A 15,327-nucleotide genomic window follows, 5' to 3' on the forward strand; every position below is an offset into this window, starting at 1 on the left:
CGACGATCCGGCCCGCGTACATGACGGCGATCTTGTCCGCGACGTCGGCGACCACGCCGAGGTCGTGGGTGATCAGGATCAGCCCGGCCGACGCCCCGTCACCCGCGCCGGGCCCGCCGTCCACGGCACCGGCCCGCTCCACCAGCTCGGTCGGCGCCCCCTGCGCATCGGCTGGATCGGCTGGATCCGCTGGATCGGCCTGCGCATCGGCCCGGCCCGTTCCGCCCACCACCTCGGTGGGCGGTCCGGCCGTTCCGCCCACCACTTCCGTGGGGCGGTGCGGCGGCGGGGCCTGGGCACCGTCGTTCTCCTGGTCCGGCTCTTCGGGCTGCCGGGGCGTCGGCTGCTCAGTCACGGGACTGCCTCCCGGTCGGACTCCCCCGAGTCCACGTGCGCATCCACCATTGTCCGCCCGCCCCTGCGAACCCGCCGCCCCGCACCACAGTCCCGCCGGCCCCCGCCCCCGCCCCACGCCCCCGCCCCACGCCCCCGGCACCGGGCCCCAGCCCCACGGCCCCTCGCCGCCCCGGCCCGCGCCGCCTGCGGCGATTCGCCGTCCGCTGCGGCCTGTCGGAAGCTGGAGGGGCCGGCCGGTCCGGGCCGGTGCCGGGGGGCCGGGCTCGAAGGGCCGGTGAGACGCGTGTCTGGTGCCGCCACTCCTGCGAACCCCCGCACGCCTTCGCCACCACCGTCCTCCGGCCGGTCCGACCGGCTCTCCGCGCCGGTGTCGGTCCTGCTCTCCGCGCTGGTGGCGACGGTGGGCGCGCTGGCCGCGATGGCGGTGGTGGCGGCGCTCGGCCTGTGGCTGGCGGGCGCGGACGAGCTGCCGGGCGGCGGTTTCGGCTCGGTGCTGGCGGCCGTGCTGCTGCTGGCGCTGGGCGCGCCGGCCCGGCTCGACGGCAGCGCGGCGTTCGTGGCGACCGCGCAGGGCGGGATCAGCGCGATGCCGCTGTCCGTGACGCTGGCGGGGGCGCTGGTGGCGGCCTACCTGTTCCTGCGGCCGCTGCGGCGGCACGCGGTGGTGGACGGGCGGCTGCTGCTGGCCCGGGTGCTGGCGCTGGCGGCGTGCTGGACGGTGGCGGTGCTGCTGCTGTCCGCGGCGGCGCGGCACTCCTTCACGGTGCCGACGGGCGATCCGCTGCTCGACGAACTGGGCGGCGCGTTCGGCGCGGCGCCGACGGTGGGGTTCCGGGTGGATCCGGGTCCGGCGGTGGGGTTCGGCCTGCTGTGGCTGGCGGTGGTGCTGCTGCTCGCGCTGGCGGCCTCGCGCCGGGCGCCGCTGCCGACCGCGCTGGTGCGCTGGCACGGCACGCTGCGGCCGACGGTGCACGCGGTGCTGGCGCTGCTGCTGGGGTACGTGCTGCTGGGGCTGGTGGGCGGGTCGGTGGGGGCGGCGACGAGCAGTGAGCCGCGCGAGGCGCTGGCGGTGCTGTGCCTGGGGCTGCCGAACCTGGCCTGGCTGGGGTTCGGAGTGGGCCTCGGCGCGTCCTGGCACGGCCACGTCACGGACAGTCTGGGGCTGCCGTTCCCGCACCCGCTGGCGGCGGTGCTGCGCTCCGGGCAGGACGTGACGCTGGACCTGGGCGCGCTGGCGGAGCAGAACGGGTGGGCGTGGCTGCTGCTGCCGCTGGCGGCGCTGCTGGTGCTGGCAGCGGGCGTGGTGTCGGTGGCCCGGACGCGTCCGGCGCTGCCGGTGTGGCGGTCGGCCGTGCAGTGGGCCGTGGTGCTGGCGCTGGCGGTGCTGGCGGTCGGTCTGGTGACCCGGGTGTCGGCGGTGTTCGGGCTGTCGCTGCTGGGCCTGGGCGGTGGCGGACGGGCGGTGCTGGAGCCGAACCTCCTCACGGCCGTCCCGATCGCGGCCGGCTGGGGCGCACTGGCCGGTCTGCTCGGCGCGCTGCTCGCCCGGAGGCGGACGCGGCACCGGGCGCCCCCGACGGCCGGCTGACCGGTCGGCCGCCCCCGCCTCCCCCCGCAGCCCCGCGAGCGGCACCCGCGAACGGCCGGGCGCCCCGTACCAGCCCGGCACCCTCAGGGCTCGAACACCGGCCGCGCCCAGGCCGGGGGCAGCGGCGGCCGGTCCCGCCGGGAAGCCGAGGCCGGGACCGCCGGAGCCGCCGGGGCCGCGTCCCGCGCCTCCACCACCCGCACCTCGGCCACCGCCCGCACCTCCGCCGCCGCTGCCCGCAGCGCCGAGACGAACTCCAGGCAGCTCCCGTACCGCGCCCCGGGCTGCTTCGCCATCGCCCGGGCCAGCACCGCCCCCACCCCGGCGGGCAGGTCCGCGCGCCGCTCCCGGAGGTCCGGCGGCGGGTCGTTGAGGTGGGCCCAGAGCAGGGCGAGGTCGTCGTCGCGCCGGTAGGGCGGGTCGCCGGTGAGCATCTCGAAGACCACGCAGCCCAGGCTGTACACGTCGCACCGCCCGTCCACGGGCTTGCCGGAGATCTGCTCGGGGGCGACGTAGTCGAGCGTGCCGACGAACTGGCCGACGGTGGTCAGGCCGGTCAGCGAGAGGGACTTCTTGGTGAGCCCGAAGTCGGTCAGGTAGGCGTGCTCGGGGTGGTCGGGATCGGTGCCCTCGGCGATCAGCACGTTGCCGGGTTTGACGTCCCGGTGGACCAGGTCGTGGGCGTGCGCGGCGTCCAGCGCGCTGGCCACCTGGACGGCGATCCGCACGGTCTGGGCGGGGCCCAGCGGCCCCTCCCGGTCGAGCAGGGCGCGCAGGTCGCGGCCGCGCACGTACCGCATGGCCAGGTACAGCACGCCCTCGACCTCCCCGGCGTCGTAGACGGGGACGATGTTCGGGTGGTCGAGCGAGGCGGCGACGTGCGACTCGCGGACGAAGCGCTGCCGGAAGGTCTCGTTGCGGGCCAGCTCGGGGGCGAGCAGCTTGACCGCGACGGTGCGGCCGAGCCGCAGGTCCTCGGCGCGGTAGACCACCGCCATGCCGCCGCGTCCGAGCACGTGCTCCAGCCGGTAGCCGGCCAGGGTGCGGCCGTCCAGTTCGCCCGGCTCGGCGGCGGCCAGGGACGGCTGCTCCGGTGGCTCCCCTGGCATCGGGTCAGCTCCGGTCGTCGCGGTCGGCGGCCGCGTAGGTCTGCAGCTGGGCGGCGTCGCAGTAGTACCAGCGGCCCCGGTCGAGGTCGAGCAGCCAGGCGTCGGGGCCGTCCAGCACGGCCCCGAGCCGCAGGTCGCGGGTGCCGTCGCGGAAGGTCTCCAGGTCGATCCGGCCGGCCGCCCAGTCGTCGACCAGCCGCCGGTAGGTGGCCAGCGAGCGTTCCAGCGCGGCGAGCAGCGGGCGCGGGTCGTCGGTGGTGGCGAGCGGGGCGCCGGCGGCCGGGGGGCGCTGCGGGAGGGCGACCAGCAGGCGTCCGTCGACCCACGCGGACCAGCCGTTGGAGCAGACGATCCGGGCCCAGTTGCCGTTGGCCTGGGCGAGCGCGACCGGTAGCAGCGGGTCGAGCGGCACCCCGGCGGCGGCCGGGTCGGGCGCGGTCCAGGTCGGCAGGCCGTCGGCCGGGACGACGTGGGTGGGCCGGAATCCGTCGGGCGGGCCCATGCGCTACCGCCGCATCACGGCGGGTTCGTGCCGGCGCAGCAGTCGGGCGACGACCAGTCCGTAGGCGACGGCCAGCACGATCAGCATGCCCGTGTCGAGCAGCCAGACGCCCTGCCGGTGCGCGAACAGCGGGTCGTCGGTGAGCGCGCCGGGCACGGTGGTGTGCAGGTCGATGGTGGCGGCCATGGCGCCGAGCGCCCAGCGCGAGGGGACCAGCCAGGACAGCTGGTTGAGCACCGGGATGTGGTCGAGTTGCAGCAGCGCCCCGCAGAACACCACCTGGACGATGGCGACCAGCACCAGCAGCGGCATGGTCACCTCTTCCTTCTTGACCAGCGCGGAGATCAGCAGGCCGAGCATCATCGCGCTGAGCGAGAGCAGCGCCACGGCGAGGGTGATCTCCAGCAGCGGCGGCAGGAACACCCCGCTGCCGCCCTGCGGTCTGAGCTGCACGCCGATCAGCGCGACCATGGTCAGCACCACCGACTGGACGACGGTGACGGTGCCCAGCACGACGACCTTCGAGCACAGGTACGCGGATCTGGACAGGCCGACGGCGCGTTCGCGCTGGTAGATGGTGCGTTCCTTGACGAGTTCGCGCACCGCGTTGGCGGCGCCGGTGAGCACTCCGCCGACGCACAGGATCAGTAGCGCGTTCAGCGCGGTGTCCTGGTTCAGCCGGCTGCCGGCCAGGGCGTGCGCCATCGCGCCCATGACGAACGGCAGCGCGATCATCACGGCGAGGAAGGTCCGGTCGGCGGCGAGCGCGCTGGCGTACCGGCGGCACAGCGTGCCGACCTGGCCGGGCCAGCTCCGCGGCCGGGGCGGCGGGGCGGGGGTCGCCTCCGCGGGCAGGGCGTGCTCGGCGGGGGCGAGCGCGCCGGGCCAGTCGCCGGGGCCGCCGGCCGGGCCGCTGACGTACTTGCGGTAGGGGGCGGAGGAGCGGAACTGGCCGGCCCAGTCGCGGTCGGTCTGGTTCTCGAACGCCTCGAAGGCGTCCGGCCAGTGCGCGAACCCGAAGTGCTCCAGCGTCTCGCCGGGCGGCCCGTACCAGGCGATCCGCCCGCCGGGGGCGAGCAGCAGCAGCCGGTCGCACAGGTCGAGGCTGAGCACGCTGTGGGTGACCACGATGACGGTCCGGCCGTCGTCGGCGAGGCCGCGCAGCATCTGCATCACGGACCGGTCCATGCCGGGGTCGAGTCCGCTGGTGGGTTCGTCGAGGAAGAGCAGGGACGGCTTGGTGAGCAGTTCGAGGGCGACGCTGACCCGCTTGCGCTGGCCGCCGGAGAGGCTGGAGATGACCTGGTCGGCGCGCTTGCCGAGGCCGAGTTCGTCGATCACCTCCTCGACCCGGGCGGCCCGTTCGGCGGGCGCGGTGTCGTCGGGGAAGCGCAGTTCGGCGGCGTACGAGAGGGCCTTCCGGACGGGCAGCTGGGTGTGCAGGATGTCGTCCTGCGGGACGAGGCCGATCCGGCGCCGCAGTTCGGCGTAGTCGCGGTAGAGGTCGCGGCCGTCGTAGCGGACGGTGCCGTGGTCGGCGGGGCGCAGCCCGGTGAGCGCGTTGAGCAGGGTGGACTTCCCGGCGCCGCTCGGTCCGGCGACGGCGAGCAGGCACTTCTGGCCGACCGGGAAGGTGACCCGGTCGAGCAGGGTGCGGCCGCCGTCGACCTGGACGGTGAGGTCCTCCACGTCGAGGTCGATGTCGCCGGTGTCGACGAACTCCTGCAGTTCGTCGCCGACCAGGCAGAACACCGAGTGGCCGATTCCGACCAGGTCGCCGGGCCCGACGGGGGCCTGCCGGACGGGTTGGCCGTTCAGGTAGGTGCCGTTGTGGCTGCCCAGGTCGGTGATCTCGTAGCGGCCGTCGGGCGCGGCCCGCAGCTCGGCGTGCCGCCGGGAGACCGACAGGTCGCCGATCACCAGGTCGTTGTCGGGGGCGCGGCCGATCCGCACCACCTTGGTCGGCAGCGGCATCACGCTGGACGGCGGCCGGTACGAGCCGGTGATCGCGGTCAGTCCGGACGGGCGGTGGCCGGGCAGCTGGTGCACGGCGGTCGGCTCGGGCAGCGCGCTGAACGTGCAGCGCGCCCCGTCGCCGGGGCTCCCCAGGCAGAGCACGGTGCCGGGCTCGATCTCCAGGTGGACCACCCGGTGGCCGTCGGCGGCGTAGGTGCCGTTGGTGGAGCCGGTGTCGTCGACGATCCAGTGGCCGCCGCCGACGTGCAGTTCCGCGTGGTGCCAGGAGACCCGCGGGTCGGACAGCACGATGTCGCCGGTGGGGTCGCGTCCGAGGGCGTACCTGCGGCTCGGGGTGATGACCGTCGAGTCGCCACCGGTTTCCAGGATCAGTTTCGGCGCGGTGAGCGCACCCTCTCGCTCTCCCATACGTCGATGCTAGACCGCACGCCGAGCACCCGCCCGGGGGGCGGTTTTCGGCCCTTCGGGTGACAGTGGGAAGCGGTCGCCGCGGATCGGGTACCTGTGGGGTCGGGACGAGCGGCCCGTTGGGCGGCGGATGGGAGCGGGCTTGTGAACACCTGGGCAACCTGGACCACTCAGGGCATTCTGTCCGGCCACGGCGGCGTGAAGACCGTGGAGATCGGCGTCATCACCGGGGACCTGACGGTGCACACCATGTGGATCGAGGGCGAGGCGCGGCTGACCGTGCAGTACAGCGGCGCGCTCGACTGGTTCACCGTGGAGGGCAGCCCCGTGGCGGCCGCGGACGAGGCGGCGGCGCGCGAGGTGCACCAGCACATGGTGGAGGCCGTGAAGACGGGCGGGGGTGCGACCGCGCCCCAGGGCTGACCGGAGCAGCCCGCCCGGGCCGCCGCCGACGCGTGGTCGGCCGCGACCCGGGTTTCGTGCGTCCCGCCCCGGCCCGGCTCACGGGCAGGAGTAGCCGAACGCCGCCTCGGCCGGGCGGACGCCCGCGGGTTCCAGCACCTCCAGCCGCGCGGTGGCGGCGTACTCGCCCCGGCCCCGGAAGGTCCACTCCAGGGTGAGCGCGGTGCTCCGGTGCCCGGCCGCCACGTGCTGGACGAGCGGCCCGGAGTCGGTGCCGTCGCTGCGCACCCACCGGTAGCGGACGTCGCCCCCGCCGCCGTCGGTCTCCAGCGTCCCCGTGACCACGGCGGTGCCGTCGCACCCGGGCCCGGCGGCCGCGGTGCCCGCCGTCACGCCCGCCACCTCGACGGGGCGGCCGTACCCGTCCCACAGCAAGTACCCGAGCAGGGCGAGCAGCAAGGCCAGCGGCACCAGCAGCCACCTGTCCCACCGCCGCCGGGCCGGCGCCTCGGCGGCGACCGCCCCGTGCCACACCGCGGCGGCCCGGGGCGGCACCCCGGGTCCGAACCGCCGCAACCCGTCCTCCGGACCGGACCCGGGACCCGCGAGGGGATCGAGCACGGTGGCGGCGAGGTCCACGGGCAGCCGGACGGTCTGCTCGGCGTCGGGTGACGATCCGGCCGGGCGGAGCTGGACGGTGCGCAGGTCGTCGCGCGGGGCGGCGGCCCGCAACCGGACGGTCTGCTCGGCGGCGTCGGGCTTGCGGACGGGCCCGAGCCGGAGGCCGGGGTCGGGAGGCAGCTCGGTCATGGTCGGTCTCCTCCTACGGCACCGGGCAGATCATCAGGTACTTGCCGGAGGCCACCGGCCCTCCGACCGCCGTCGGCGTGGTGGTCACGTCCGCGCTCACGTAGTGCGCCCCGCTCCCGGTGGGGCACCGGAACGTGTGGGCCTGCTGCACGGCCTTCGCATCGCTCTGGACCTGCACCGGGGCGTCCGTCACGGGGGCGCCCGCGTCGTCGATCCAGGTGAACGTCATCGTCGCGGTACTGCCTGCGGGCTGCACCGAGACCGGGACGTTCACCGTCAGGGTGTAGCCGTCGAGCTTGCCGGCGGCCCGGCTCAACCTGACCGTGGCCGGCGGTGCGCTGCTCGCCGTCGGGCTGGGGGTCGGGGTGGGCGTCGGGGTGGACGAGGGCGAGGCGGTGGGGCTGGGCTTCGTACTCGTGCTGGGCTTCGCCGTCGGGCCGGGTGTCGCGCTCGGTGTCGCGCTCGGGCTGGTCTCCTCGGTGGGTGTGGGCGAAGCCACGGGGCCGGGGCTCTCGCTCGGGCTCGGCGGGGCCTCGGCCGTCGGGCTCGCGGTGGGTCCGACGCTGGTGGTGGAGGGCGGGGCGGCGGCGGGTCGCGGGTCGGCGACGGCGGCTTCCTCGTCGGCCGAGGCGACCGCCGCGAGCGCGCCCGCGACCAGGACGATCGCGCCGACGGTGGCGACCAGCCGTCCCCGGAACGGGCGTCGCGGGGGTGCCAGCACCGTCGTCGCGTACGAGGTGGCGCCGGGCAGCGCGCCCTCCGCGGTCGGGGTGGGCAGCAGCAGCGGCAGCAGGGCGACGAGCGCGGCCAGCCGCTTGCGTCCGCGCTGCTCCCAGTCGGCGCCGTAGGCGGCGCCGGCGGCGGCCTCCAGCTCCTCGACCAGGGCTTCGGCGCCCGGGGGCCGCTGCTCGGGGGTCTTGGCGAGTCCGGACCGGATCAGCGGCCGGAGGGCTTCGGGGGCCAGGGTGTCGGGGATCTCGGCCTCGGCGTGCTGGACCGCGAGTTCCATCAGCGTGGTGCCGGCATACGGCTTGGCGCCGGTGAGGCACTCGAAAAAGGTGGCGGTGGCGGCGTACACGTCGGTGGCCGGGGAGGCGGGGCGTCCGGCCCACTGCTCGGGGGCCATGTAGGCGGGCGTGCCGGCGACGGTGCCGCCGGTGCCGTCGCGGACGGCGATGCCGAAGTCGACGAGTTTCGACTCGCCGTCCACGGTGACCAGGACGTTCCCGGGTTTGTAGTCGCGGTGCACGACCCCGGCCCGGTGCGCGGCGGCCAGGCCGAGCAGCGAGCCCTTGAGGACGGCCAGGGCGGCTTCCGGCCCGGTGCCGCCCTCGGCGCGCAGCAGGTCGCGCAGCGAGATCCCCTCGACGAGCTCCATCACGATGGCCGCGCCGTGCGGGCCCTCGACGTACTCGTGGAGGCGGGTGACGTGCGGGCTGTCGAGGGCGGCGAGCAGTTCGGCCTCGACCCGGAAGGCGGCCCGGTCGGGGTGGTCGCCGTGCAGGTACTTGACCGCGACCGGGGTGCCGGTGGCCCGGTGCCGGGCGAGGACGACCCGGCCGGACGCGCCGGCGCCGAGTTCGCGCCCGTGCGCGTAGTCGGGGAGTTCCCAGCGGACCGGCGGCTTCTCCCCGGGGTGGCGCGGGGACGGGGTCGGGGTCGCCGGTCCGCCGCCGGGGTCGTGCGGGGGCGGGGTTGTCGGTCTGCCGCCGTCCGGGCGCTGCTCGTTCGTCACCTTGTCCACCCCCGGCGTCCCCGTGCTGCGCGGGGGCGTCCCGTCCGTCGCCTGCGGGCCGGTGCGGGTGCCCGGCCACCGGGAGTGACGCGCCCCCGGCCGGACGGGTTCCGGTGCGGGGGCGGAGAGAGGTCACGATCCGGGTGTTTCGTGCACCGATCGTCGGAGGGTCGGGGGCGGGTCGGTCACCAGGCGCCCTCCGAGGACGGTGCGTCGCGGCGGCGGGCGGATTCGGCGGCCTCGGCGGCGGTCGAACCCCGGTGGACCAGTTGCCGGCCGAGCTCGCTGAGGGCCCGGCCGACGGCGAGTTCGTCGCCGATGCCGGGGTCCGCGGGGTCGGTGGGGCTGCGGTGGGCCTCCGCCTCGACCTCGATCAGGTTGACCCCGGTGTCGAGGACCGCGTGCGCCTGGGTGAGGTCGCCGACCTCGACGACCCGCAGCCGGACCGACCACTCGCTGCTGTGCGGTTCGGGCGCCGCGGCGTGGCCGCTCACCGCGGCTCCTCCTGCTGCGGCGAGTCGGCGATCGGGTCGCCCTCCGCCTGGGACTCCTCCCACGCGTGCATGGTCTGGTAGGAGGTGATGCCTTCCTCGGGGTCGGCCGACCGGACGTCGTCCTCGTCCCGCCGGGCCTTCTCGTCGAGCCTGCCGTTCATCTCGGACATCCCGGGCTCCTCGCTCTAGCGTCCCCGCTTCTCCTTCCAGCGTGCCCCCGCGGGCGGTCTCAGTCGAGTTCGGCCAGGAGGGCGGGGTTGACCAGGGCGAGGACCGTCCGGACGTCCGCCGCCGCGACGGCGGGCCACAGCACGGCGCGGGCGGCCCGGTAGCGCTCGGCCAGCCGTTCCCGGTCCGCGGCCGGGAGCAGCGCGGCCCGGTCGGCGCGGGAGTTGTGCGCGTTGTCGGCGATCTTGACCAGGGTGGCGGCGTGGTCGGTGGTGACGTCCAGCAGCATCGTCCGGTAGTCCGTCCCGGGGGTGCGGGTCAGCCGCCGGACGGTCGCCACCACGGCGGCGGGGACGCCCGCGGCGAGCAGGTCCGCCGCGGTGAGCGGGGTGTCCTCCAGCACGTCGTGCAGCAGCGCCGCCATCCGCAGGCCCGCGCCGAACGGGGCGACGCCCGCGGCCACGGCGCGCACGTGCTCGACGTACGGCACCCCGGTCCGGTCGTACTGGCCGGCGTGCGCGCGGGCGGCGAGGGCGTCGATCCCCTCCGGGGTCAGGAACGGCGCGGCGGTCATCTGCGGTCTCCCCTGGTCTGCTGCTCGGCTCCGTCCGGAGTGTCGCACCTTCCGGGGTGCCGCTCCGTCCGGGGGGCCGCACCCCCGGCCCCGGCGCGGAGCGGTGGCCGGGCCCCGACCGCCGCGACGTATAGTCCGGGTGACCGGAGGGAGTGATCGTCAGGTGCGGGTGACACCGATCTCCCCGGAGCGGCTGGTCGGGCTGCTGGCGGGGCGGATCCACGGACTGGCCGACGACGAGCGGTGGTTGCGGGTCGCGGTCGACGGCGCGGACGCCACCCGGCCCGGTGAACTGGCGGACGCCCTGGTGGAGCCGTTGCGCCTGCTCGGCCGGCCGGTGCAGCGGGTCTCGGCGGACGACTTCCTGCGCCCCGCGTCGGTCCGCTTCGAGTACGGCAAGCAGGACCCGGACGCCCTCCACGACCTCTGGCTGGACCAGGGCGCGCTGCTGCGCGAGGTGCTCGACCCGCTGGAACCGGACGGCGACGGCCGCGTCCTGCCCACCTACTGGGACCGGGAGAGCGACCGCGCCACCCGGGCCCGGTACGTCGAACTCCCGCCGCGCGGGGTGCTGCTGCTGGACGGGCCGTTCCTGCTCGGCCGCTGGCTGCCGTTCGAACTGACCGTGCACCTCACCCAGTCCGCCGCCGCGCTGGCCCGCCGCACCCCGGCGGCCGAGCACTGGACGCTGCCCGCGCACGAGCGCTACCGCACCGAGACCGACCCGGGCGCGCTGGCCGACCTGACGGTGCGGGTCGAGGACCCCCGGCACCCGGCGCTGGTGGAGCGGGACTGAACCGGGCGCGCCGGGCGGTCAGGCGCCCGGCACGGGGCCGCGCTGGCAGCGCGGGCACCAGTAGGCGACGCGGTCCCGGTCGTGCCGGGCGGAGCGGATCGGCGTGCCGCAGCGCAGGCAGGAGCGCCGGCCCCGGCCGTACACCCAGTGCTGGTGGCCGGGCCGGGCGTCACCGGTGGTGACGTGGCCGGGCCGCAGCTTGTTGGCGTCCAGCAGTTGCCGGGCGCCGTGCAGCAGTCCGTCCGGGTCGGGCAGTTCGCCGACCGGCAGCCAGGGGGTGACGCCGGCCAGGAACGGCAGCTCGTTGGCGTACACGTTGCCGATGCCGGCCAGGGTGCGCTGGTCGAGCAGGGCTTCGCTGACCGGGCGCCGCGGGTCGGCGAGCAGGCGCCGGCGGGCCTCGGCCTCGTCCCAGTCCGGGCCGAGCAGGTCGGGCCCGAGGTGGCCGACCACCCGGCCCTCCTCGGCGGTGCGCAGCAGTTGGACCACCGGCAGCCGGTACCCGACGGCGGTGCCGTGCTCGGTGCCGAGGACCGCCCGGACCTGGAACGCGGGCCCGCCGTGCCAGCGCTCGCCGGGCCGGAACGTCCGCCAGCGGCCGTCCATCCGCAGGTGGGTGTGGAGCGTCACGCCGCCCTCGAACCTGGTGAGCAGGTGCTTGCCGCGCGGCGCCGTCTCCAGCACCCGGCGCCCCCGCAGGTCCGCGGTGGCGTGGGCGGGCACGCGGAAGTCCGACACCGTCAGCGGGTGACCGGCGAGCGCCTGGTTCAGCTGGGTGGCGACGAGGTAGATGCTGTCTCCTTCGGGCACGCCCTCCATCATGCCGCCCGCCTCCGACACCGCCGCCGGCCGCCCCGTCGGAGCCTTCCACTCCGCTTGTAGCGGAAACCGCTGGTCAGCGCGCCGGGGCTGTTCTACGGTCGGTGGAATGACAATCACTCACGAGGTGGCCGGGAACGGCCCCGCGGTGGTCCTGCTGCACTCCTCCGTCTGCGACCGGCGGATGTGGGACGGGCAGTGGGACGCGCTGCGCGGGGCCGGTTACCGGGTGGTGCGGTGCGACTTCCGCGGTTTCGGGGAGACCCCCTGCGCGGACGGCCCGTACGACAACCTGACCGACCTGGCGGACCTGCTGGACGGGCTCGGCATCGAACGGGCGGCCCTGGTCGGCGCCTCCTTCGGCGGCCGGATCGCCGTGGAGTTCGCGGCCCGGCACCCCGAGCGGGTCGGCTCGCTGACCCTGCTCTGCCCGGGCAGCTCCACGCACGAGCCCAGCGCCGAACTGCTCGCGCTGGACGAGCTGGAGGTGGGCCTGGTCGAGTCCGGGCGGCTGGACGAGGCGGTCGAGCTGATGGTGGACACCTGGCTCGGACCGGACGCGGACGAGGCGGCCCGGGCGAAGGTCCGGACGATGCAGCGCAACGCGTACGAGGTGCAGTTGGCGCCCGAGGAGGAGGTCTCCCCGACCCCGGTCGAGGTCGACCTGCGGGCGGCCGTCGCCCCCGCCCTGGTGTACTCCGGCGCGCACGACCTGGACGACTTCCGGCGGATCGCCACCGACCTCGCGGACCTGCTGCCGGACGCCGAGCACCGCGAACTCCCCTGGGCCGGGCACCTGCCCGCCCTGGAACGCCCCGCGGAGATCGCCGAACTGCTGCTCGCCCGGCTCGCCGAGGTCGGCCGGCGCTGAACCCGCCGGGGGCGGTCGGGCCCGGGGCAGACCGGCACCGGGCCCGACCGCCCCCGGCCCCACCGCCCCCGGCCCCACCGGCCCCGGCTCGAATCCCGCTCGACTCCCCCTCGACCCACCGGAGTTCACCCTCCGGAGTGAATCCCCCCGATCGGCCGGGACGCCGCACGCACCGGGCGCCCGGTCGATCGGGCGTTCTTCCTGCTGCTACGGGGCTTTCCGCGGCCGGGCGGAACGGTTCTGCACTGACGCCCCCTCAGGCATCCCGCTTCGAACGGAAACCGTGCGGGGTTCGAAAAACCCCGTGCACACGATCGACCGCTCTGATGGGATGCCGCCTGATCGACCTCGACGGAAACGGAAGAGGAAGCACCGCACCCTTTGGACGGCACGATGCGCGAAACGAACGGCTCCCCCGCCTCCGGCTCGGCGGAGGTCCTGGCCCGGCTCGAAACCTATTACGACGCGGTCCCGCGGTTCTCCGCGCGGGCCGAGGAGCACGGTCCCTTCACCCTGTTCGTCCGCACCGGGCAGGGCTGGCACTACTACGGTCGGCCGGCGCTCGACGGCCCGGGCGCCTTCACCGCCGAGGACGTCGAACGGGTCCGGGCCCGGCAGCGCGAACTGGGCGCGCCCGAGAGCTTCGAGTGGGTGCACGAGGTCACGCCGGGCCTGCGCGCCGCGGTCGAGGCCGCCGGTCTGGAGGTGCACGAGCACCCGCTGCTGGTGCTCGACCTCGACGCCCCACCGGCCGGTGCCACCGCGGCCGACGCCCCACCGGCCGGTGCCACCGCGGCCGACGCCTCCCCGGCCGGCGCCGCCGAGGTGCGGGTGCTCGACCCCGCCGACCCGCTGCTGGCGGCCGCGATCACGCTGCCGCACCTGGCCTTCGCCGAGGCCGGGACCTCGGTCGGCGCGGCCGGGCCCGAGCAACTCGTCGAGGCGGTGAAGAACCCCGACACGGAGGCGGCGGTGACCCGGATGGCCGACCGGATAGCCGCCGGGCGCACGGTCCTGGTCGCGGCCGTCGGTCCGGACGGGGAGCCCGTCGCCTCCGGTTGCCACCAGCCGGTCGGCGAGGTCAGCGAGGTCGTCGCGGTGGCCACCCTCCCGGCCCTGCGCCGACAGGGCCTGGCCCGCCTGGTCACCTCGCGGCTGGTCGAGCACGCCCGCTCCTCCGGGGTGCGGACGCTGTTCCTCTCCGCCAGTGACGCCGCCGTGGCGCGGATCTACGAGAGCGTCGGCTTCCGGCGGATAGCCACCGCCCTGATCGCCGAACCACCCACCGCGGGCTGACCGTTGCGGGCGCCGTGGTCACCGCGGTGACTGCGGTGGCCACGGCTGCGGCGGCCGGGAAGCCGCCGAGCCGGCCCGGGTCAGGAGAAGAGGGCGGAGCGGAGCTTGAGCCGGTCGGAGGCGCGGCCGCCCGGGCGGAGGCTGTAGTAGTCGCCGTCGCAGTCCGGGCCGGTGAACATGGTGACGGTCGACCCGGTGAAGTTCTGCGGGGCGAAGGCGGGTTCGGTGGTGTCGGGGTCGGCGACCTCGGGGAGGGTCACGCAGACCCGGCTGTCCGGCTCGACCAGGACGCCGGCCGCGCGGTTCCCGAAGTCGTCGTAGTAGGTGTAGCGGAACTCGCCGACGGCCGCGCCGGCCGGGCTGGGCACGGCGAGCAGCAGGGCGAACGAGGCAGCGGCGGCGGCAACCGTCTGACGCAGGTGCATGAGGTGGAACGGCCTTCCGGTCGGGATGTGGGCGGGGCGGGGTGCCCGGCCCGGCACGCACCACGCTAGGAGCGGGGCCGAGCGGCAAAACGGTTCTGCCCGTGCACCTCGCGTGTCGTCCCGCCCCAGTACCGGCCCGGACTCCGGCCCGGACGCCGGCTCCGCCCTGTTCGGTGACGCGCCCGGAGTGATGAGACGTCAATCGGGAGGAACGCCAATGGACACGGGGGAGGTCGAGCGCGCGTTCGGGTGTTAGAACCGGCGTCCAGCGGGCACATGTGTTGCTACCTGGGAGCAGGGTCGCGTCGGCGGGGAAAGCCGGGGCGTACCTGCCTGCGGCGCGGAGGTGGTTGATGGACGGACCCGCACTCTCCCCGCGTGAGCTACTGATCCTCCAGCAGATCGAGGCGGAGCTGGGGAGCGATCAGGAGCTGGAGCGCGAGCTGCGCACGATGCGGACAGCGAGGATCGCACGGCTACGACGGACGCTGGCGGCCCGGCCGTGGATCGTGGTCGCCGTGATCTCCTGCTGCCTGGCCGTCTCGTTCGGACTGTTGGCGACGGCGGTGGCACTGGACGAACCGGCCCTGCTGCTGGGCGTGGTGATCGGTTGGGCCGCCCTACTGGTGGTGCTGGTGGTGCTCGCGGCGTACCTGCACCGACGCGGGCGGATCAGGTAGCCGCCCGGTCGGCGGGCCGCCGTCGGCGGGCGGCCCGCGCCCCCGCACCGGGGTCCGGCGAGGGCCCCGGCCTGGAGGCCCCGGCGAGGGCCCCGGCGGGGAGGACCGCCGGTCCGGAGCCAGCGGGCCGCGCAGCGCCCGGCGCCGGAACGGCGGACGCGGGAACGGAGTCGGGGTCAGACGCCGGGCAGGCCGGTCTCCAGGTCGTCCAGGGCGTGCGAGCAGGTGCAGTCGCGGGCGGCGGGCAGCGACTCCAGCGCCTTGAACAGGACGCTGCGCAGGCGGTCGACGTTGCGGGCGAAGACCTCCAGCACCT

16 protein-coding genes and 2 pseudogenes are annotated in these 15,327 nt (G+C 75.8%); 6 read left to right on the forward strand and 12 right to left on the reverse strand.

Going from position 1 to position 15,327, the window contains the following annotated elements; genetic code table 11:
* Positions 1–355: pseudogene (locus tag ACWEO5_RS34530) on the reverse strand (hypothetical protein); the annotation flags it as partial.
* Between the two features lie 369 nt (positions 356–724).
* Here ACWEO5_RS34530 and ACWEO5_RS34535 point away from each other — a divergent pair.
* Positions 725–1,945 (forward strand): streptophobe family protein, encoded by a 1,221-nt coding sequence (locus tag ACWEO5_RS34535; RefSeq protein WP_452166064.1) that lies wholly within the window; start codon positions 725–727, stop codon positions 1,943–1,945.
* An 83-nt stretch (positions 1,946–2,028) separates the two neighbouring features.
* Here ACWEO5_RS34535 and ACWEO5_RS34540 read toward each other — a convergent pair whose 3' ends face one another.
* The 3 genes from ACWEO5_RS34540 to ACWEO5_RS34550 are packed head-to-tail and all read right to left on the reverse strand — an operon-like array spanning position 2,029 to position 5,941.
* Positions 2,029–3,054 carry a serine/threonine-protein kinase gene (locus ACWEO5_RS34540; protein WP_452166065.1) on the reverse strand — a complete coding sequence of 342 codons (1,026 nt, stop codon included), beginning with the start codon at positions 3,052–3,054 and terminating at the stop codon, positions 2,029–2,031.
* 4 nt (positions 3,055–3,058) lie between these two features.
* Entirely contained in the window at positions 3,059–3,556 is a 498-nt protein-coding gene (locus tag ACWEO5_RS34545) for a hypothetical protein (protein WP_452166066.1), read from the reverse strand.
* Between the two features lie 3 nt (positions 3,557–3,559).
* Positions 3,560–5,941 carry an FHA domain-containing protein gene (locus tag ACWEO5_RS34550; RefSeq protein ID WP_452166067.1) on the reverse strand — a complete coding sequence of 794 codons (2,382 nt, stop codon included), beginning with the start codon at positions 5,939–5,941 and terminating at the stop codon, positions 3,560–3,562.
* Between the two features lie 144 nt (positions 5,942–6,085).
* Between ACWEO5_RS34550 and ACWEO5_RS34555 the strand changes: the two genes are divergently transcribed.
* The gene (locus ACWEO5_RS34555; protein ID WP_452166068.1) at positions 6,086–6,364 is read left to right on the forward strand and encodes a hypothetical protein; all 279 of its coding nucleotides are present in this window, start codon (positions 6,086–6,088) and stop codon (positions 6,362–6,364) included.
* Between the two features lie 78 nt (positions 6,365–6,442).
* Here ACWEO5_RS34555 and ACWEO5_RS34560 read toward each other — a convergent pair whose 3' ends face one another.
* From ACWEO5_RS34560 to ACWEO5_RS34580, 5 genes are all read right to left on the reverse strand, one after another.
* Positions 6,443–7,153 carry a hypothetical protein gene (locus tag ACWEO5_RS34560; protein ID WP_452166069.1) on the reverse strand — a complete coding sequence of 237 codons (711 nt, stop codon included), beginning with the start codon at positions 7,151–7,153 and terminating at the stop codon, positions 6,443–6,445.
* Between the two features lie 13 nt (positions 7,154–7,166).
* Positions 7,167–8,897, reverse strand: a complete 1,731-nt coding sequence (locus ACWEO5_RS34565) for a protein kinase domain-containing protein (protein WP_452166070.1) — start codon at positions 8,895–8,897, stop codon at positions 7,167–7,169.
* A gap of 176 nt (positions 8,898–9,073) precedes the next feature.
* The gene (locus tag ACWEO5_RS34570) at positions 9,074–9,382 is read right to left on the reverse strand and encodes a dsRBD fold-containing protein (protein WP_452166071.1); all 309 of its coding nucleotides are present in this window, start codon (positions 9,380–9,382) and stop codon (positions 9,074–9,076) included.
* Positions 9,379–9,552 (reverse strand): hypothetical protein, encoded by a 174-nt coding sequence (locus ACWEO5_RS34575; RefSeq protein WP_452166072.1) that lies wholly within the window; start codon positions 9,550–9,552, stop codon positions 9,379–9,381. Before ACWEO5_RS34575 ends, ACWEO5_RS34570 begins: the two co-directional genes overlap by 4 nt.
* A 59-nt stretch (positions 9,553–9,611) precedes the next feature.
* Positions 9,612–10,124 (reverse strand): HD domain-containing protein, encoded by a 513-nt coding sequence (locus ACWEO5_RS34580; RefSeq protein WP_452166073.1) that lies wholly within the window; start codon positions 10,122–10,124, stop codon positions 9,612–9,614.
* 163 nt (positions 10,125–10,287) lie between these two features.
* Here ACWEO5_RS34580 and ACWEO5_RS34585 point away from each other — a divergent pair, with 163 nt between their 5' ends.
* Positions 10,288–10,920: a uridine kinase gene (locus tag ACWEO5_RS34585; protein ID WP_452166074.1), complete on the forward strand. Its 633-nt coding sequence runs from the start codon at positions 10,288–10,290 to the stop codon at positions 10,918–10,920.
* A gap of 18 nt (positions 10,921–10,938) precedes the next feature.
* Here ACWEO5_RS34585 and ACWEO5_RS34590 read toward each other — a convergent pair whose 3' ends face one another.
* A complete protein-coding gene (locus ACWEO5_RS34590; RefSeq protein ID WP_452166075.1) occupies positions 10,939–11,730 on the reverse strand; it encodes a DNA-formamidopyrimidine glycosylase family protein in 792 nt (263 codons plus the stop codon).
* A gap of 118 nt (positions 11,731–11,848) precedes the next feature.
* Between ACWEO5_RS34590 and ACWEO5_RS34595 the strand changes: the two genes are divergently transcribed.
* On the forward strand, positions 11,849–12,610 hold the full coding sequence (locus ACWEO5_RS34595; protein WP_452166076.1) for an alpha/beta fold hydrolase: 762 nt from the start codon (positions 11,849–11,851) through the stop codon (positions 12,608–12,610).
* A gap of 393 nt (positions 12,611–13,003) precedes the next feature.
* Entirely contained in the window at positions 13,004–13,906 is a 903-nt protein-coding gene (locus tag ACWEO5_RS34600) for a GNAT family N-acetyltransferase (RefSeq protein WP_452166077.1), read from the forward strand.
* An 80-nt stretch (positions 13,907–13,986) separates the two neighbouring features.
* Here ACWEO5_RS34600 and ACWEO5_RS34605 read toward each other — a convergent pair whose 3' ends face one another.
* Positions 13,987–14,331, reverse strand: a complete 345-nt coding sequence (locus ACWEO5_RS34605) for a hypothetical protein (protein ID WP_452166078.1) — start codon at positions 14,329–14,331, stop codon at positions 13,987–13,989.
* Positions 14,332–14,684: 353 nt separating this feature from the next.
* Between ACWEO5_RS34605 and ACWEO5_RS34610 the strand changes: the two genes are divergently transcribed.
* Complete coding sequence (locus ACWEO5_RS34610) at positions 14,685–15,011, forward strand: hypothetical protein (protein WP_452166079.1); 327 nt, start codon at positions 14,685–14,687, stop codon at positions 15,009–15,011.
* Positions 15,012–15,187: 176 nt separating this feature from the next.
* Here ACWEO5_RS34610 and ACWEO5_RS34615 read toward each other — a convergent pair.
* A pseudogene (locus ACWEO5_RS34615) lies at positions 15,188–15,327 on the reverse strand (5'-methylthioadenosine phosphorylase); the annotation flags it as partial.

It is taken from the genome of Kitasatospora sp. NPDC004272 (assembly GCF_053603035.1).